18 protein-coding genes are annotated in these 19,145 nt (G+C 48.5%); 12 read left to right on the top strand and 6 right to left on the bottom strand.

Annotated features, from left to right (window positions below; translation table 11 throughout):
• The first annotated feature begins 3 nt into the window (after nt 1-3).
• Nucleotides 4-1,704, top strand: coding sequence for a S41 family peptidase (locus PRU_RS00975; RefSeq protein WP_028908587.1), 1,701 nt, complete (start codon nt 4-6; stop codon nt 1,702-1,704).
• On the top strand, nt 1,697-2,242 hold the full coding sequence (locus tag PRU_RS00980) for a 5-formyltetrahydrofolate cyclo-ligase (protein WP_013063791.1): 546 nt from the start codon (nt 1,697-1,699) through the stop codon (nt 2,240-2,242). The genes PRU_RS00975 and PRU_RS00980 overlap by 8 nt, the downstream gene beginning before the upstream one ends.
• On the opposite strand, the gene PRU_RS00985 is transcribed toward PRU_RS00980, so the two are convergent.
• Complete coding sequence (locus tag PRU_RS00985; RefSeq protein ID WP_013064001.1) at nt 2,235-2,525, bottom strand: DUF721 domain-containing protein; 291 nt, start codon at nt 2,523-2,525, stop codon at nt 2,235-2,237. The genes PRU_RS00980 and PRU_RS00985 overlap by 8 nt on opposite strands.
• Nucleotides 2,518-3,618, bottom strand: a complete 1,101-nt coding sequence (gene recF, locus PRU_RS00990) for a DNA replication/repair protein RecF (protein WP_013064378.1) — start codon at nt 3,616-3,618, stop codon at nt 2,518-2,520. Before recF ends, PRU_RS00985 begins: the two co-directional genes overlap by 8 nt.
• Before the next feature lie 141 nt (nt 3,619-3,759).
• Between recF and PRU_RS00995 the strand changes: the two genes are divergently transcribed.
• The 3 genes from PRU_RS00995 to PRU_RS01005 are packed head-to-tail and all read left to right on the top strand — an operon-like array spanning nt 3,760 to nt 6,440.
• Nucleotides 3,760-4,443: a tetratricopeptide repeat protein gene (locus PRU_RS00995; protein WP_033149361.1), complete on the top strand. Its 684-nt coding sequence runs from the start codon at nt 3,760-3,762 to the stop codon at nt 4,441-4,443.
• A gap of 5 nt (nt 4,444-4,448) precedes the next feature.
• Entirely contained in the window at nt 4,449-4,919 is a 471-nt protein-coding gene (gene ribH, locus PRU_RS01000; protein WP_013065589.1) for a 6,7-dimethyl-8-ribityllumazine synthase, read from the top strand.
• 18 nt (nt 4,920-4,937) lie between these two features.
• Entirely contained in the window at nt 4,938-6,440 is a 1,503-nt protein-coding gene (locus tag PRU_RS01005; protein ID WP_041385498.1) for a sensor histidine kinase, read from the top strand.
• 17 nt (nt 6,441-6,457) lie between these two features.
• Here the strand turns inward: PRU_RS01005 and PRU_RS01010 are convergent, their stop codons facing one another.
• Nucleotides 6,458-7,420, bottom strand: coding sequence for a LuxR C-terminal-related transcriptional regulator (locus PRU_RS01010; protein WP_013064846.1), 963 nt, complete (start codon nt 7,418-7,420; stop codon nt 6,458-6,460).
• Nucleotides 7,421-7,571: 151 nt separating this feature from the next.
• Between PRU_RS01010 and PRU_RS01015 the strand changes: the two genes are divergently transcribed.
• The 5 genes from PRU_RS01015 to PRU_RS01035 all read left to right on the top strand — a co-directional run bounded on the left by PRU_RS01015 (nt 7,572) and on the right by PRU_RS01035 (nt 14,274).
• Nucleotides 7,572-8,714, top strand: coding sequence for a Rid family hydrolase (locus PRU_RS01015; RefSeq protein WP_033149364.1), 1,143 nt, complete (start codon nt 7,572-7,574; stop codon nt 8,712-8,714).
• A gap of 12 nt (nt 8,715-8,726) precedes the next feature.
• Nucleotides 8,727-10,598, top strand: coding sequence for an AsmA family protein (locus PRU_RS01020; protein ID WP_013064583.1), 1,872 nt, complete (start codon nt 8,727-8,729; stop codon nt 10,596-10,598).
• 88 nt (nt 10,599-10,686) lie between these two features.
• The gene (locus PRU_RS01025; RefSeq protein WP_080517153.1) at nt 10,687-11,961 is read left to right on the top strand and encodes an OmpA family protein; all 1,275 of its coding nucleotides are present in this window, start codon (nt 10,687-10,689) and stop codon (nt 11,959-11,961) included.
• Nucleotides 11,962-11,972: 11 nt separating this feature from the next.
• Nucleotides 11,973-13,574, top strand: a complete 1,602-nt coding sequence (locus PRU_RS01030) for a hypothetical protein (RefSeq protein ID WP_143040149.1) — start codon at nt 11,973-11,975, stop codon at nt 13,572-13,574.
• A 10-nt stretch (nt 13,575-13,584) separates the two neighbouring features.
• Complete coding sequence (locus PRU_RS01035; RefSeq protein ID WP_143040148.1) at nt 13,585-14,274, top strand: hypothetical protein; 690 nt, start codon at nt 13,585-13,587, stop codon at nt 14,272-14,274.
• 124 nt (nt 14,275-14,398) lie between these two features.
• Here the strand turns inward: PRU_RS01035 and PRU_RS15940 are convergent, their stop codons facing one another.
• The 3 genes from PRU_RS15940 to PRU_RS01045 all read right to left on the bottom strand — a co-directional run bounded on the left by PRU_RS15940 (nt 14,399) and on the right by PRU_RS01045 (nt 16,745).
• Nucleotides 14,399-14,500: a smalltalk protein gene (locus PRU_RS15940; protein WP_013065470.1), complete on the bottom strand. Its 102-nt coding sequence runs from the start codon at nt 14,498-14,500 to the stop codon at nt 14,399-14,401.
• Nucleotides 14,501-14,567: 67 nt separating this feature from the next.
• Entirely contained in the window at nt 14,568-15,104 is a 537-nt protein-coding gene (locus PRU_RS01040; RefSeq protein WP_013064020.1) for an HU family DNA-binding protein, read from the bottom strand.
• Between the two features lie 468 nt (nt 15,105-15,572).
• Nucleotides 15,573-16,745, bottom strand: coding sequence for an ATP-binding protein (locus PRU_RS01045; protein ID WP_041385499.1), 1,173 nt, complete (start codon nt 16,743-16,745; stop codon nt 15,573-15,575).
• Between the two features lie 335 nt (nt 16,746-17,080).
• Here PRU_RS01045 and PRU_RS01050 point away from each other — a divergent pair, with 335 nt between their 5' ends.
• Nucleotides 17,081-18,157, top strand: coding sequence for a hypothetical protein (locus tag PRU_RS01050; RefSeq protein WP_013063034.1), 1,077 nt, complete (start codon nt 17,081-17,083; stop codon nt 18,155-18,157).
• Between the two features lie 124 nt (nt 18,158-18,281).
• Nucleotides 18,282-18,983, top strand: a complete 702-nt coding sequence (locus PRU_RS01055) for a hypothetical protein (RefSeq protein ID WP_148214877.1) — start codon at nt 18,282-18,284, stop codon at nt 18,981-18,983.
• Nucleotides 18,984-19,145 lie beyond the last annotated feature (162 nt).

Here is a 19,145-nt window from a genome sequence, read left to right on the forward strand (position 1 = left end):
AAAATGAGTAAGAATAGAACTAATCGTTTCATGCCTTTGCTTATGGCCGTATGTGTGGTTGTGGGTATTGTTATCGGAACGTTTTATGCCAACCATTTCTCAGGCAACCGCCTGAATATCATCAACTCGAGTGGTAACAAGCTCAACAACCTGCTCCATATCATCGACGATCAGTATGTGGATACGGTGAACATCAACGAGCTGGTTGAGAAAGCCATGCCTCAGATTCTGGCTGAGCTCGATCCCCATTCGGTTTACATCAGTGCCCGTGATGGCGAGATTGCCAACGACGACCTGCGCGGCTCGTTCTTTGGTATCGGTATCGAGTTTACCATCCGTCAGGACACCATCCGTGTGCAAAACGTGATTGGTAATGGTCCTGCCGAGCGTGCCGGTATGCTGGCTGGCGATAAGATTGTTGAGGTTGACGATTCGGCCTTTGTAGGTAAGAAGGTTACCAACGAGGAGGCCATGCACCGCCTTAAGGGTCCAAAGGATACCAAGGTTAAACTGGGCGTTATCCGCTATGGCGAGAAGAAAATCCGTCATATTACCATTACCCGTGGCGAGATTCCTACCAAGAGCGTTACCGCTTGCTACATGCTCGACGACGAGTGTGGCTATATCAAGATTCGTAACTTTGGCGAGAATACCTATCCCGAATTGCTGATTGCACTGGCCAAGCTGTCGCAGCAGAGTTTCAGCAATCTGGTTATCGACCTTCGTGGCAACACCGGTGGCTATTTAGAGTCGGCAGTGCAGATTGCCAACGAGTTCCTGTCGCGTGGCCAGCTGATTGTTTACACCCAGGGGCGTGCTTTCCCACGTCAGGATTACCGTGCCGATGGTCGTGGTTCTTATCAGCGCCTGCCTCTGGTAGTGCTGGTCGACGAGAGTTCTGCTTCGGCTTCTGAGATTTTGGCAGGTGCCATTCAGGATAACGATCGTGGTACCATTATCGGTCGCCGTTCGTTTGGTAAGGGTTTGGTTCAGAAACCTATGGAGTTCAGCGACCACTCAATGATTCGCCTCACCATTGCTCGTTATTATACCCCATCTGGTCGTTGCATCCAGAAGCCTTATAACAATGGCAACCATTACGACGACGATTGGTTGACCCGTTATCAGCATGGCGAGTTCTTCTCAAAGGATAGCATTAAGAATACAGGTCCCGAGTACCACACCAACAATGGTCGTATTGTGTACGGCGGTGGCGGTATCACTCCTGATATCTTTATTCCTGAGGATACCCTTGGCGTTACCTCTTACTACAAGGAGGCTGCCATGTCGGGTCTTATCCTGCAGTTTGCATTTACCTATACCGACGATAACCGTGCCAAGCTGGGTGCGATTACCAACGTAAAGGAGATGGAAACCTATCTGAAACGCCAGAATATTGTTGAGCAGTTTGTAAACTTTGCTGACAAGAACGGACTGAAGCGTCGTAACCTGATGATTCAGAAGTCGTACAAGTTGCTCGAGCGCTTTGTAGTAAGTCGAATTATCTATAACATCCATAACGAGCAGGCCTGGACCGAGTATCTCAACCAGAACGATCCTGTGATTGATGAGACTCTGAGACTGTTCCATTCCGAGGGCGCATTCCCTCAGAAACCGATGCCCAAAACCAAGGGCAAGCAGGTGGCAAAGATTGCCGACAGTCGCGAAATCAGGTTGCTCAGTAAAATGATAGCTCATGCTTAATAAGAACGCACTTCGCGCCCTGATGCGCGAACGTAAACAGCAGTTCACTCAACAACAGTTGGGTGAACTGTCTGCTACTGTGGTATCCCATATGAGGGAGTATCTCATGTTGATGGACAACATTGTGGCCTATTACTCGCTTCCCGACGAAGTATGTACCCATCAGTTGCTCGACGAATTGCTGGCAGCAGGCAAAAACGTTTACCTGCCTAAGGTGGTAAGCGATACCGAGATGGTGCTGTGCCGATATACGGGGCGTGATAGTCTGCAGAAGGGGGCTTTTGGTATTATGGAACCAACGGGTCCGGTTATGCCAAAAGAGAAGTACAACGATATTAAAGTTGTGCTGGTGCCTGGTGTGGCTTTTGATAAGGAAAACCGCCGCCTGGGTCGCGGTAAGGGCTATTACGATCGTTTCCTGAGTTCATTCTCTCAGCCGCGATGCGCTGTGTTCTATGGTGTCTGCTTTGATTTCCAGCGTGTAGATGCGATTCCCGCCGACGAACACGATGTGTGTATGGATGGCTTGATTAGTTAAACCTTACATCGGCTATTACCTGAGTGCCCACATGGGCATTCAGTTTGTTTACTATCTCTCTGCGCATCATCGATAGGTCAGCCCTCATGGCAGGGTTGGTCAGATGTACGTATAGTGTTTGGTTTCTGATGTACATACTCTCGGTGTAGTTGGCCACAAATTCGCCAACCACCTCGGCCCACGAGTCCATCAGTCGTTTCTGCAACAAGGGCGTCTCCAGTCCCTGTGCTCTCAGATTCTTCAGAATCAAATCTTTTACATTATGTACGTCGCGCTTAAACATCTTTCTGCGTTTCTGTTATTTCTCCCTTATCTACGTGGAAAATCTTATAGTCCAGCGTCTGCCGGCTCAGTATCAGGTCCAGGTGGTCGCGATTGGTATCGGTAATAAAAATTTGTCCGTAATCATCGCCTGCCACCAGTTTTACTATTTGCTCCACGCGCTGGGCGTCCAGCTTGTCAAAAATATCGTCGAGCAACAGTAGTGGGGTAGTCTTCGAATTGGTACGCTTCAGGAAGTCGAACTGTGCCAGCTTCAGGGCAATCACAAACGTCTTGTTCTGCCCCTGACTGCCTTCGCGTTTCATCAGGTGCCCGCCTAAGGTTATCTCCAGGTCGTCGCGGTGTACACCATGCAGCGAGTAACCTATGGCACGGTCCTTGAATCGGTCGCGCTGTATCACCTCCAACAGCGGACCGCGCTGGCAATGCGACACGTAGTTCAGTGCCACCTGTTCGCGATTACCCGAGATGGTTTCGTGAATGCGCTGGAAGATAGGTGTCAACTCCTCAACAAATGCCTTTCTGCTCTTGTAGATGCGCTCCCCCTCGTAGGCCATCTGTTCCTCAAACAGGCTGATTACATCCAGGTTGGGCTCCTCGTCAAGTTTCAGCATCGCATTACGCTGCTGCAGGGCCTTGTTATAGCGGTTCATGGCCTCCATATAGCCATGTTCGTATTGGGCAATCACCATGTCCATCAGGCGGCGTCGTTCCTCGCTGCCACCCTCAATCAGCAGGGTGTCTGATGGCGATACCACCACCACCGGTATCAGTCCGATATGCTCCGACAGTCGGCGATACTCCTTCTTGTTGCGCTTAAAGTGTTTTTTAGTGCCTCGCTTCATGCCACAGTAAATGTGCAGGTCGCCCTCGTAGGCGCCCTCCAGCACAAAGAATTCGGCCCCATGACGTATCACTTGCGAGTCGATAGGATTATTGGCCGAATGGCAGAACGACAGGTAGTAAATCGCATCCAGCACATTGGTTTTTCCCACCCCGTTCTGTCCTATCAGACAGTTGATTTTGGGCGAGAAATCCAGTGTGGCCTCTGCTATGTTTTTGTAGTTGATGACCGATAACTTTTCTAGAATCATAGTGCAAAGGTAGCGTTTTTTGGGCATTGATGCTAAGGATTAACACAGATTAATAAATATTTTCCGCAAAAAAATATAAAATGTGTGTCTTTTTTAGTAACTTTGCACCCGATTTTTGGAAATTTAAATATAAATATTATAATGGCAAATACAACAAATCAACAGCAGGCCGCCCAGACAGCTGAGCAGAGCCTGAATCAGAGTGAGGCTTTCTTCTTTAAGTACAAGAAGGCCATTGGTGCTGCCGTAGCAGCAATTGTAATCATCATCGCTGGTGTGGTTCTGTACAAGACCTACGTTAGCGGTCCTAAGGAGGTTAAGGCTAGCACAGCTATCGCCAAGGGTCAGGAGCTCTTCATGGCAGGCGATTATCAGAAGGCTTTGAATGGCGACAGCGCCAGCTTCAAGGGCTTTGTAAAGCTCGCCGACGAGTTCAGCAGCACAGCAGCTGGTAACCTGGCAAACCTTTATGCCGGTCTCTGCTACGCTAAGCTTAACAAGTGGGAGGATGCTGCTAAGTACCTCGAGGAGTTCGATGGTGCCGACGATCAGATGATTTCTCCAGCTGCCGAGGGTGCTCTGGGTAACGCTTATGCACACCTGAACCAGCTCGACAAGGCTGTATCACACCTGAAGAGCGCTGCCGAGAAGGCCGACAACAACTCTTTGTCGCCCACCTTCCTTATCCAGGCTGGTGAGATTCTCGAGAGCCAGGGTAAGAACGATGAGGCCCTGAAGCTGTATCAGGAGGTTAAAGAGAAGTACTTCAACTCTATGGCTTATCAGACTATCGATGGCTATATTGAGCGTGTTTCATCAAAATAATCTCCATGGCTACTAAAAACTTATCGGAATACGATATTACCACAGTGCCCGACGCTTCGAACATGATCTTCGGAGTTGTCGTGGCCGAGTGGAATCCCGAAATAACTGGCGCCCTGCTCGACGGATGTGTTAGCACACTCGAAAAGCATGGCGCTTTGCCTGAAAATATCCATGTTAAGACGGTGCCTGGTAGCTTCGAGCTGATTTATGGCGCTCACCAGATGACCCTTAATGATGGTTACGATGCCGTCATTATTCTTGGTTGCGTGATTCGTGGCGAGACTCCTCACTTCGATTACATCTGCCAGGGCGTTACCGAGGGTGTGGCTCGTCTTAATGCAACAAGCAATATCCCTGTAGTCTTCGGTTTGCTCACCACCAACGACCAGCAGCAGGCACTCGACCGTGCCGGTGGCCGCTTGGGTAATAAGGGTGATGAGTGTGCCGTTGTAGCCATCAAGATGGCAAAGTTCTAATCTAATCTAACGCATATTATGAAAAAGGTTTTTGTTCTTCTGTTAGTCGTGTGCTTCAGTGTGGGCATTGCCCAGGCTCAGCAAGCCACGAAGAGTGAGTTACATCAGCGTGCCGAGAGCGAAATGCAGAAAGGTAGTGTGGCAGGTGCCCGCTTTAGCTTTATCCGCGCTTTCGAAGAGTACACCCGTCAGGGCCAGTTAAAGGTTGGCATGGAGTGTGCCACTCGTGGTGCTGCTTTGTATTACAAGGATAACTATTGGAAAGAGGCTTTCGATTTGCTTCGCCGTGCCGATGCTGAGATTGATGCACGTAGCAAGAATGCTAAGGAGAAGGCTGCCCTCCATTACATCATCACTAAAGAGCGCTTGGCCATGTACATCAAGCTGCGCAAGAGTGATAGCGCCAAGGATCAGCTTGGCCTGATGGAGACCCAGGTTACCTACGCTGCCGACGAAGAACTCAAGAACGACCTTCTTTATAATAAAGCCGTATATCATTACTCATTCGGACAGAATGCCCAGGGTAATGAGGTGTTCAAGGAGATGGCCGGTAAGCTTACCGCCTCTAAGCAGTACGACAAGGTTGACGAGGTTTACAAAACCCTGATTGCCAATGCCCGTCGTAGTGGCAATGCCAATATGGTGGCACAGTCGTACAGCAACTATCTGGCTTGGAAAGATTCGGTTAACACCTTGAAGCATGCCGATGAGATTGGCGCACTGAAAAAGCAGATTTCTGACAACGAGGCTAAGATCGACGATCAGGCCAGCTCGCTCACAGCGCGCCAGGCCATTATCGTAGGTCTGTGCATCCTGGCAGTAGCTCTGGCTGCAGGTTTGGTATTGGGTGGTATTGTATTGATGCGCTTTATCCTGCTTACCCGTAAGCAGAAGAAGCTCATTAACCTGGCCAACGAGAACAATGCCCTCAAGGCCAAGTTCATCAGCAATATCTCAGCCCAGCTTAATCCTACACTCCACAAGCTCGATGCCAAGATTCCCGAGGTTAAGGCCCTGCTCGATTTCTCTGAGCATATCGCCACCCTCTCTGATCTTGAGAACACCATCGATCAGGGGGTAGAAACAGCCGATGTACAGCTCACCCCATTCTGCAACGAGCTGGTCGACGCTATCAAGAGCAAGGTTAACCCAGGCGTGGTAGTAAAAACTAACGTGCCCGCCTTGAGCGTTAATATGAATAAGGAGTATGTACAGCATATCCTGCAGCACCTGCTGGCTAATGCTGCTATCTATGCTCCAAAGGATGGTACTATCTGGTTGGAATACAAGAAGCGTGGTGCACACGTTCACCAGTTCCTGGTATCTAACACCGGCGAGCCTATCCCCGAGGATAAGCGCGACGACGTATTCAAGCCATTTACCGAGGTGAAGGACTTTACCGAGGGCGACGGTCTTGGCTTGCCTATCTGTAAGCAGATGGCCATCAAGATGAAGGGTGACCTCGATATCGATCCCGAGTTCACCAAGGGTACACGCTTTGTGCTGTTGTTACATTCTTAAGCAAACAACTACACCTTTTATAACTTTACAGTTGATATGTCCACCAGCCCATTGACTATTGCATAGATGGTCAATCCGGCTGGTGAATGTATTTGTAGCTTGCGGGCTATGTTGCGGCGGTGGGTAATCACCGTGTTGATTGATATACACAAGTGATCGGCTATCTCCTTGTTCGACATACCCTGCACCAGCGAAATAATCACATCCTTTTCACGGTCGCTCAGCGCATCGGGATTCTGTGCGGTGGCATTGCCAAACACCATACCCGAAATGTTGCGTGTCACGTCCTGCTGCTTGGTAATCTGCTCCAATCGGCGGATGGCAGGCACAAAAATATGGTCCTCAACCATCGCGTGCTGGCGCAACCAAACCTCGTTCTCGTAAATATCGTGCAGTGTGGCGGTAAGCTGGTTGTTGTGCAGTCCGTCCTGTGGCAGATATTTAATAATCAGCAGTTTCAGCTCGCGCAATTTCTTGTCGGCAGCACCGTGGTGCTTCGAGAATGTCTCTACGTTGTAATCATTGGCAGGCTCGCCATCTATCAGCTGCTGTACGTAGGGGAACAAGGTTTTCTGCTCGTACTGCATGTGGCGACGTATCTCGTGGGCATACTCGTCGTAGAATTTCAGTATCAGTCGGCCCAGCGAGTCGTTCTCATCCAGACTCTCGCTCAGCTCTCTGCGAATGTAAGGCAGCTGGAACTCCAGAAAATAGGCGTGGCTGGCCTGCAGATAGTGCAGCAGGGTAGGCACGCTGATCTGTTCGTCGTTGTCAAACTCACCATAACCGTTCATGGCGAAGTTCACCACTGCCAGGAATGTGTAGGTGTCCACATCATTGTCTTCGCAGGTTTCGCGTACCGTCTTATCTCCAAAACCCAGGTTTATGCCAAAGCTTCCAAGTGCCTGCAACAAATCGTAGTTATCGCGGATCAGTGATATCATTTTATCGTCCGCTTCATACATCTTCTGATTCTTCATTTCCTTACCTGTATGCCTATTAATGATTACGGGTGCAAAATTAATACTATTTTTCGATATATACAATACTTATTATTAGGTATTTTTTTGCTGCTTGCTGCACGTTTCTCAATTATTCTTCGTACCTTTGTGCCCAAAAGTAAGTAACTATATGAACCAGAAACTATCTCACATAGATTTCGAACAGGCTGGGGCCGACGTGTTCTGTTTTGATAACGGAACGCAGGTGCGCGAGTATCATGCCATCATTCGCGTGCAGCAGGCGTGCCTTCCGTTTGCCCAGCAGGTCGAGGCTGTGCTGAATGCCTACAACAGCTTGCTGGCCCAGTTGCCTGGTGCGCAAGCCGTATTTAAACGTTATTTTTTAAGCGATGCAGCCAATCAGGCCGACGCTATAGTAGTAAACGATGTTACCGACTGTGCCAAGAGCATTATCCAGCAGGCTCCTTTGGATGGTACCAAGGTGGCGCTGTGGGTGTGGCTCATGACCGATGTGCAAACCTCTATGACGCAGAGTGAGCTCTATGAGGTTAGTCACGGCCAGTTCCGCCATCTGTTTAATGCCTCGGCTCATAACCTGGCAGCCAACTCCGAGTATCAGATGCGCCTGCTCTTCAACGAGTATATCATGCAGCTGGCTCAGGAGCGCTGTACGCTGGCCGATAACTGTATCCGTACCTGGCTGTTTGTCAACGATATCGACTTGAACTATGGTGGTGTGGTACGTGCCCGCAATCAGGTGTTCTTCACCCAGGGGCTTACTGTCAATACCCACTTCATTGCCTCTACCGGTATCGGTGGTCGCCAGCAGGATCCTAATGTGCTCGCCCAGATGGATAACTATGCCATCGCTGGCGTGCGCCCCGAACAGGTGCATTATCTCTATGCGCCTACCCATCTTAATCGCACCAGCGATTATGGTGTATCGTTCGAGCGAGGCACCATGGTAAGCTATGCCGATCGCCGCCATGTATTCATCTCAGGTACCGCCTCTATCAATAATAAGGGCGAGGTGATGTATCCCAACGATATCGTGAAACAAACCCAACGTATGTGGGAGAATGTCGAGGCACTGCTGGTCGAGGCCGATTGCAATTTCGACGATGTAGCCCACATGATTGTTTATCTGCGCGATGTGGCCGATTATCAGCTGGTGCGCAGTCTCTATGCCGAACGGTTCCCAGGCAAACCCTGTGTCATCGTTCATGCGCCGGTGTGCCGCCCCGGGTGGCTCATCGAGATGGAGTGCATGGCCGTTAAGGCCGTGTGCTTGCCCAACATGCCTCAGTTCTAGTAGCCTTTTAGCATGAAACCCCTTCGCTTGGCCTTCAAGCTGCTGGCAGCCTTCCTGCTGCTGGTAGTATTGTTGGTGGGTGCAGGTGTGGTGCTGGTAAATACCAAGGCTTTCCAGCAGCGCGTGCTTAAGCAAACCACCCAGATGCTGAGCGAGCGCCTGCAAACGCAGGTAAGTATCGATAGTGTCGATATCCGCTTTATGGCACAGCAGCTGCGCCTGTACGGACTGCATGTAGCCGACCAACAGCAGCGCCCCCTGCTCACTGTCCGCCAGGCTGGGGTAGATGTAGATATCAGCGAACTGCTGGGTAATAAGTTTACCATCAAGGATGTCGAGTTGTCGGGGGCCCGCGCCCTGTTGCTCAAGCCCTCCAAGGATTCGGTATCCAACTTCCAGTTCATCATCGATGCCTTTAAAAAGCAACCCAAGGCCAAACGTGATACCACTGTGGCGCCCCGCAAGCGTATCCAGTTCGATATTCACAGCGTGCGCCTGAATGATATCCAGGTAACCTATAATCAGCTGTCGTTGCAGCTCGCCCAGGCCCTCATCAAGGGGCGCAAGGGTAAGTATCAGGCGCAAGCCCAGTTGCAGCTGGCTACCGATAATCACAAGCCCCGCAAAAATGCAGGCAAGCCCAAACGCGGATTCTTCGATGTAGGTCATCTCAATGTCACCTGCCATTTCAAGGCCGCTATCGATGCCACCGAAAAAGACACTCTCCGCTTAAATCTCTCTGAGTTGCAGGCCCGCGATTCCATTACCGGTATCGATATCCGCAACCTGCAGGCCCAGGTGCGCTTGGCAGGTAAAAAGCTGCTTTTAAACAATGTGCAGGTACAGCAAAAGCACACCCAGCTGCACATTGCCCATGCTGCTATGCAATTGCCCAGTAAGCGCGATAGCATCCCCCTCAGTTTCAGTACAGGCCCCATCGCTGGCACCGTTTATCTCCAGGATATCTCGCGTGCCTTTGCCCCCGTGCTCAGTAAGTTCACGCTGCCCCTCCAGCTCAGCTGTACTATGAGTGGTAATCAGGATGTGCTCAGCTTCCGTCAGGTAAAGGTTGGCACCGCCGATAAACGCCTGGCCATCACTGCCACCGGCGATATCACCAACCTCAAGAGCAAGGAAAAGCTCACCGTGCTGTTTCATGTCAACCGGATGACGGCCAAGAGTGGTATCAAGGAGCGCATCATCAGTCAGTTCCCCGTTAAGCGCCTCATGATGGCGCAGCTTCATAACTTAGGTAATATCAGCTATGTGGGTAGTTTCCGTGTCATCCGTAAGGAAGAGCGCTTCTGGGGCACCCTTGGCACCGCCGTGGGTAGTCTTAAGTTCCAGTTCTGGCTCGACGAGCGCAACAAGTATGTCGTAGGTAATGCCAGCACCCGGAAGTTGCATTTTGGTAAGGTCATGGGCATGAAGGATGTCGGTCCCCTGGCAGCCAAGGCCGATTTCAAGATTGATATCAGCAAGCCCCGCACCGCCGCCATGCGTCGCAAGTTGGGTGGCAAACTGCCTATAGGTGCTGTTAATGCCACCATCGATGATTGCAGTTATAAAGGCGTTCATGTGCGCAATGTGGCCGTTACTGTAAATAGCAATGGCGCTGAGGCTACAGGCGATGTTATCCAGCGTGGCAACTGGCGCGACATCTCCTGTTCATTCTCGTTTACCGATACCAACCAGATGCACAAGCTCAAGGTAAGTCGTGGTCGTATGAAGTTTCATAAGATGACCGACGAGGCCAAGCAGGCCAAACGCGAGCGCAAAGAGGCCCGTAAAGCCGAGCGCCAGGCCAAGCGCGACGCCAAGAAAGCCGAGAAAGCCGCCAAGAAAGCCGAGAAATCAAAGAAAAAGTCGTTTTTGTTTTTTTAGCGCCAATTACTTGCAACTTTCAAATATCTTTCGTATATTTGCCCCAATCTAATCGTTAACATATTATTTATACTAAAACTAAAAGCTTATGAAAAAACTATTATTACTATTGTTGGCTATGGTTGCTTTTAGTGCAACGGCCGATGCGCAGGGCTTTCTGAAGAAGTTGAAGGATAAAGCCCTCGAAAAAGCAAAAGACAAGATTGAGAACAAGGTTGAGCGCACCGTTGATAAGGAGATGGATGCAGTGCTCGACGGTAAAAAATCCGAGAAAACATCGAAAGCTAAAAAGCAAGCCGAGGATGCAGCCGAAGCGGTCGACGACACCCCCGATGCCGTAGGTCAGAACCAGAAGAGCGACTTTGTTCGTGGTAGCGTCATTCTGTTCCAGGACGACTTTGCTAACGAGCAGATGGGTGAGTTCCCTTCAAAATGGGATGTCAGTGATGGTAGCTTGGAGACAGCCTCTATTAATGGTAAGAAGTATGCGCACAGTAATGCCCCCGACTCACGATTCTCGCCGCTGATGGAGAATATGAAGTCGTACCTGCCCGATGTGTTCACCCTCGAGTGGGATGAGTTCTTCTGTAAGGCTGGCGATATCCCCGATTTCCCCTTCGAGTTCCAGTTCCTTGATGCAAGTGGCAACCAGACGGGCCATATATATCTGCGCTATCGCCCAGGCAATCCCGATTGTTATGGCAACTATACCTTTAAGAAGGGTGGTGGTATCGATCAGAATGTTGGTGGCAGCATGGATTGGGATCATTTAAAGCAATACACCAAGGTTGGTCAGTGGAATCATTTCGCCATCTCGTTCAACAAGCGTGCTTTTAAGTTCTACCTCAATGGCACGCGCATCATCAATCTGCCTAATGTAGCAGCCCCTGCTCGTTTCGAGTTCATTATCCAGGACGAGAATCCCTATCGTGGCGTTGCCAATGTGGTGCTTGCCAAGGGTGCAGTAGAGCTCTATCAGCGCCAGACTACCGATCTCTCAGCTGTAGAGAAAGCCATCGCCGAGACGGGTAAGTTCGTCACCAATAATATCCTGTTCGAAACGGGCAAGGCTACCCTGAAGCCCGAGTCGATGGAGGAAATTCAGAAGGTGGCCGACTATATGAAGAAGAACCCCAGTGTGCGTTTCGAGGTGCAGGGCCATACCGATAATCAGGGCTCCGATAAAATCAACGATCCCCTTTCGCAGCAGCGTGCCGAGGCCGTTGTTAAGGCACTCGCTCAGTTAGGTTGCGACGAGTTCAACCTCCGTGCCGTAGGCAAAGGCAGTCACGAACCCGTAGCCGATAACAAGACCGATGCCGGCCGCGCCCAGAACCGCCGTGTGGAGTTTATTAAGAAATAACAAGTACCGATATGAAAAAACACTTAGTAATGCTGGCTGCCTTGCTCATGATGGGCACAGCAGGCGCCAATGCTCAGGGATTTCTGGGCAAACTAAAACAAAAGGCACAGCAAGCCGTTATCGGTAAAAAAGCAACTGCCGAGATAAGCGAGGCTGTGCAGGACGAGAGCGATGAGCCTGCCGACCCATCTAAGTTGGCTGTGGCCGCTGGCGACGATATCGTGCCTAAGCGTAAAACCCCTACAGTTACGTGGGATGGAACCTTTACCCCCTCATCGGCCTCGTCGGCTTCGGCTTTGATGGCCGAGCTGCCACAGTTGCCATCGGCCGAGAAGATGGCCCGCAGCACCATGGAGGAGCGCGATGCCTATGCACTTAAGATAGCCCGCGTTGTGGCCCGTGCCGAGCAGTTGCAGGAGGGTGCCAACGGATGCTCCGATGCCGATATGGAAGCCCTGCGCCAAAAGTGGGAGCGCAAAGTGCAGGATATGTTTGGCCTTACCAAAGAGGAGATGGCTATCCTGAACGATGAGAACGCGCCCGACTCGAAGAAGGAGCCCATCCAGCAAAAAGTGATGGCTAAAATCATGGGTGGCAATGTTAACATGAGCGAGATGGAACGCTTTGAGAAGATGAGCGAGAAAGAGCAAGAGGCTTACATCAAGGCTCACCCCGATTTTGTACAGAAGATGCAGAAGATGGCCATGAATGCTGGCAACTTTAGCAAGCAGATGCAGCAAACTACAGGTGCCCTTACAGGCTATGAGGCTAAGGTGGGACAGCTGGCTCAAAACTTTGCTAAGGTGATTACGCGCGAGGCCAATCACGATTACAGTGCCATTGGCAAAAAGTACGATAGTAAGTTGCAGAAGCTTTACGAGCAGATATGTGGTATAGATGATGCAGCCAAGATTGATGCCCTTTATGATGAGGCCGATCAGTTGCTGTACAACTATCGTTTAGAGGCTGCCAAGGAGTATCGCGCCTCGCTGCTGCGCCTGATTTCCGAGCACAAGAAGTTTGCTGCCGAATATACCCGCTTGTCGCGTGAGGTGGTTGCCAGTGGCGATCTGCCAGAATGTGCCATCGGTCGTGCCGACCTGAATAGCGTGATTGCCGTGGGCAACATCTTAGACCAGGCCTATAAGGATCTGCCCGAGCTGCAGGCATCGCCCGTTTGTCAGGAAACCGTCTACGAACTGCCAAAAGGCTGGACATTTGGTGCCTGGGAGTGTCGTGGCTACATTGGTGGCGTAAACGATTTTAAATCACCTGGTGGCAACTGGCCTTTGTTGGCCCAGAGCGCTGAGGCTGGCGAGTATGCAGTAGTCGAGAATGGCAAGTTCCGCAAGATTAACGAGGATGAGCTGAAGGCCATTAATAAAAAGGCCGATGCCCGACTGAAGAAGGGCGCTAATTCAGGCACTAACCCACCTTATGGTGTTTATAAGAGTCGTAGTGGCAAGCGCGTTGTAGAGTACTCTAAAACGGGCGAGATTATCCTGAATGGTATGACCACCTACGCTCCAGCGGCCTTCACTGCTAACCCCGATCGTTTAGAGTGGATTATCTTCGATGAGGGTAAGATTGTAAAGTGTACTTACAAACTGTAAAATGGTAGGTTTGCGCTATCTCATACTGTGGTTGCTGCTCTTTATGGGCAGCACCACTGTTTTTTCCACACGTTATCAAAAAGTGTTTGGTAGCGATTGGACCTCGGCAGCACGTTATGTGGCCGATCACCACGCCGAGTGGCAGCAGGAGTTTGCGCCCTTTGGTGTGGATTCACGTTTGGCCGAGGCTATCGTGTTTCCAGAGCTTATCCGCTATTCCATGTGGCAGGACGAGATAGAGCGAGCCGCCGTTAATGGCCTTTATGTTACCAAAGGCAGTCAGGGTGCCGACTTCTCTATTGGTCGGTTCCAGATGAAACCCTCGTTTGCCGAGCAGGTAGAGCAGGCGTGGAACCGTTCTTCGTTATCCAAGCAATACGGCTTTGTGTTCAACCTGCAGCCCAACAACCAAGCCCGTCGCTCGCGCATTCGCCGACTCTCCACCATGCAAGGCCAGTGCCGTTATCTGGCCATTTTTATCTTGTTACAACAGCAGCGCCATCCCCAGTTGTCCCGTTTGTCGCACAAGGACCAGGTGCGATTCTTAGCCACCGCCTATAACCGCTCCTTTACCGCCTCCTATAGTCAGATACGCAAAATGCAGCACCACCGCCATTACCACACCGATGTTATCAAAACCCGCAGCACCCGCCTTTACTGCTATGCCGATATCGCCGTAGCGTATTACAATCAAATATAGAGCTCACAGACCATGCTGTGGGCTCTATCTCTTTTAATGGTTAATGGTTCGTGGTTGTTGTTCAACCTGCCATGCCGCTCGGCTATGCCGCTTGGCTTGTCCAAGAACTTGTGGCGCTTCGGGGCTAAGCCCCGATGCACGATGTCGCGCCCAGGGCCGTTACAATCGCTGTAGCGATACTGGCAATCATCTGCACGATAAACTTTAATGTTTCTTTCTTTGTCATAGCTTTTAATGTTTAATGTTTAATGGTCAATGGTCAATGGATAGGGTGGGGCTTTCGCCCCAAACCCTTAGTCTCCGATGGGCTCATTATGGTTTCCACCGCCACCGGTATTGCCACCAGTGTTTCCACCGGTATTACCACCGTTCGATGGCTGGTCGGGATCCTCGATATCGCCGCTATCACCGCTGGTCACACGCTTCAGCACTTTGCCATCCTCGTCCAGGCAGGTAATCTGGATGCTGGTATTCTTCAGCTCGTCCTTAACGTCCACGTTAGGGGTAAAGATAATGCGACGAACACTGATCAATCCAGTCTTTACGTCCTCCAGGTTCTCAACGGCCTTACTGCGCACTCCGAATCGCATGGTACCCAGACCTGGCAGTGGTACTGAGTGACCCTCGGTGGCCCACGTACGGATTACTTCACCTGCAGCATCCCAAGCTGCCTTAATTACACCTGCAGAGATACCCGAGTGGGTGGCTGCCTCTGCGAACACTTTCTTCTCCTGGATAGGGCTATACAGCTCAGGACGCATAATGAATCGCTTACCAGGTTTGTTGCCGATTTTAAGCTCTCGGCGCTGAGCAATTACTTTAATCGCCATACTTCTAAAATTTTTAATGGTTAATGTTTGATATTTTCAATAATCTCGCTTTGCCGCCTTGGAGTGCAGATTTCAACCGCTATTAGTACTTTCAATTGTTACTATTAATGCGCGCAATTTCTAGATTTAATTCTCGCAATTTTTAGCCTTAATGCCGCTGCTCTTACTCTCTCAATTTGACAATGCAAAGGTACGAAAAATTCAGCATATATACAAGCGTTTGTTCATTTTATTTTTAATTTATTTCTACATAGATTTACCACTACCGAGCACCTAACGTCCTAACGTTCTAACATTGCGATTTCTCAATTATCCCATCACCTATCAATACTCTCTATAAATATATATTATTATATTATATATTATAATATATAATATAATAATATATATTCTAATAAGCACGTTAGTTACTACCTAACAAAATACCAAATGTTAGTTTGTTAGGTGGTTAGATGGTTAGGTGGATTGCTAATACGTTAGTCCAAACTGCCAAAGGGGGATGATGTTGGCATGGCCTGTTTCGATATCGTCTTTCACTACGTAGCCTTGGGCTGCATTTTGTATCTGTTTCTGCTTCTTACTTTTTCCGCCCACCTCAAAGGTCTTGCCGTCTATTTCGAAATCGCTTATTCGTGAACTGATGACATCAGTAGTTACACGCATCTGATTGTAGAAGAAAGTCTCGCGGATGTTGCCAATGTCGGTACTCTCATGTCCAAGTACATAGGCCAGGTTCGTGTTGTCAAGATATACTTTCTCTACCTTTCCTAAGCCACGTATGCCGCCAGTATCGTCGCGTAGTTGTCCTATCATACCAGCCTGTTCCATGTAGAGGAAGTAGTCGGGTAGCACGTTGCGACTTACACCTATAACTGTGGCCAACGACTCCATGACAGGTTTAAAGGGTACACTCTGTGCTATCACGGCCAGTAGCTTCTTTAGTTTGCGGCCTGTTGATGCGTTCATATTCGCATATTGGGGAATGTCTACCTCCATTGTTTGGTTGATAACCTGGCGCATACGCATCTCGTAGCCACCCTCGTTTGCAAATGGATAGTAGCCGTTTTTTAGATAATCCCTGAATAGTGGTAGAGGATGATTGATGGCATCAAGTTTCGCTTTATGCTCCAGGATATCGTTGATGGTATATACCGGGGCGTTTATGTTATGAAATAATGCCAGATATTCTCGGAAAGAAAGTCCCTGCATGGTATATATCAGCGTACGTCGGCTCAGGTCGGATGCTCCTTTTGTGATATCAAGTATGGATGAGCCTGTGAATCCAACCTTCAAGTCTGGATGAGAGTCATAGATGAGTTTCAATTCTCGCGACCAGTTCTCGTATTTATGAATCTCGTCGATGAATATCTGCTCACCACCGTCTTTTACAAACTCATCTACAGTGGCGATAAGTGTGTGGGTTGAGAAATACAGATGGTCGGCAGCTACATATAGCATGTGCCGCTTGTCTCTGTTCTCCTTGATGTATTGCAGGATCATTGTTGACTTTCCCACACCACGTGGGCCAACAAGTCCAAACATTCTCGACTCCCAACTCACCTGATCGTACATATACCGATGGAATGTTGAAGTGGTTAACTTCAACTGACTCTCCATGAATTCAATAAGCGAAATATCCATAATCGTTATATTTTTTTGCTGCAAATATAATAAAAATGCACTATGGTAGTGCATAAAACAATAGAAAAGTGCACTAAAATAGTGCAATTTAACGATTTTTTACGGAAAACCTTTGAAAATGAACTTTCTTGCTTAGCAAGCCCATGTGCTAAATTGTCTTAATATATTTCCTGCATCTTTTGTTAGGTGCAGGATTATTTGTACTTTTGTGTACTTAAATTAATTTGAATTAATCAATGGCTAAGAACAACAAAAACCAAATAGAGGTTGAACCGGTCACAAAATGTGACCAGTTAGGAATAATATTTGGACTGTTATAATAAGATATGTAATATATGGAAACAAAAGACATAAAACAACTTCAGTATGAAAACAAAAAACTGAAGAAGGAGTATGGTAGGCTGCTTGAAGAGATTCAGCGCTTATGGAGATTTAAGAAGGAAACAAAGCTGTTTTCTTCTGAGTATATGAAACGTCTGCAGCAGACTGACCTTAGGAAAAAGGTGTTTGAAGGTACTGACTTTACTATTTTTAAAGGCATTAATGAAAGCGATAGCAGGCAGTTTATGCTTTACAATATAGAAAAGATAATTGGTCAGCAGCCAAATGGTGATGCAGCCCAGAAGTACGTATCGCAAATATATGGTGAGAAAAAACTGTTGGATTTAGACGAACCATTCCCGTTTATACCTATGGAGAATGTGGATGGCTGGCTTCTTGATATGGTAAGGCTGATGGGATGCTTGATGGGGCAGAACCCTTGGGGAAAGTGCTTTTCGTTAAGATGGCTCAGCTCTAGGTTTGAGGCTGGAACTGGAGACGATCCGTATCAGTTCTCACCAGAAAACGAAGAACTTTTGTATTGGCTGGAGGTTACGGAATATAGAAGAATAGCTGCGCTTGTCGCCAAGATGGTAGAAAGTATAACTATGCTCGAATACCAGAGAATATCTTCGGCTGTTTATGATTATATATGGGAGAAACTACATGGCTTTATCCCTGATTGGGCCAATGTAGACCAATGTAATTCGTATATCAATAGCCTGCTTGATATAATAAATAATGTAAACGCCCATATCAAGGAAGGTGCACAACGTGGGCTCTGTATCGAAGAAGTTGGGCTGATTGACTCACTTTGGGGTGATGTGAATCATACCTACCATAAAGACTATTTAGCTGCAACTAAGGAGATTTGGCAGAAGATAAAGCCTGTTCGTGATAGTTTTTGTGATGGCGGCAGGAATCGAGAGAATTATCAATTATTCGTTAACGATATGCTTAAAATTGCTCTGCCGATTGCAGAGCAATACAATCTTGACATGGAACTTGACGATGAACATAGTCTACCGTTGAGTTATCTTAAGTATTGGTTGGAATCAATTTATTGTTACGATGATTACCGCCTTGAATAAAGAACCACTAATACCACGTGGCGACTATTCGCCAGTAGTACGTGATAGGATTAACCGGTTAAAGCAAGATGCCGATCGGTTATTCTCATTGGGTGCAGTTCGAAAGCGATGTCAGCAGGCTTTAGTGCAGTTTTACGCCAATCTTAAGCCAGAACCATACGTAGATCTGCGCACTCAGCTATCTAACAATAGGGAGTATCGCTTTGCGCAAAGTCTTACGCTTACCTATAGATCTACCAACGATAGACTGGTACAATGGGCAAAGGGGTGCATGAGCGAATATCTGCTGCAAGAAGCTATTGAGGAGCGCGAGCGGTTGATTGAGAATTTTGCGCGTATTAAACTTGCCAGCCGCTGGTATCAGATGAAAGACGATGATGAGGCTTGGCGTGTGTTCTCGCAAAACATACCCTATGACGATGCCGACAGGGAGAAAGAAATAGATGAGTTTTTTGAAACGCTGGATATCCTTTGTATCCTGACAGATGTGATTAACGGCCATGCTGCAGAGTACGGACTTGATGTAGACTACCATACGCGTACTTTGACGGGAGTTTTAGCCTCAGAAAAAGCGGTGAAATACTGGAAACAACTGGTAGAACAGCAGTTTGTTGACCAGCACTACATGCTATTGGCAAGCACTACTCGCCAGCAAGCAATGTATATTGCAGAACTATTTGCAGAAACGCTGGAACTGGAAGACAAATGGAAAACTTTTGAAGACTTCTGGGGTATCAACAATCTGGCCCAGGAGAAGTATAAATGCACAGAGTTAGGCAAGTTACCTGCCCGCTCTGATGTTATCGATATGATTTTCAAAGATTAATATAACTGCCTGATAATCAATATAAGTGTCCCCTATATAGTCCCTACTATAGCCCCTATTATAGCCCCTATATAGGGGCTTTTTTTGTTTTAATAGCCGTACCTTTGCCGTCGATAAGAATTTTATGTTTAATCCGAGTGGGGTGGGAGTCCTCTGAGGTGA

It is taken from the genome of Xylanibacter ruminicola 23, assembly GCF_000025925.1.
Lineage (GTDB): Bacteria > Bacteroidota > Bacteroidia > Bacteroidales > Bacteroidaceae > Prevotella > Prevotella ruminicola.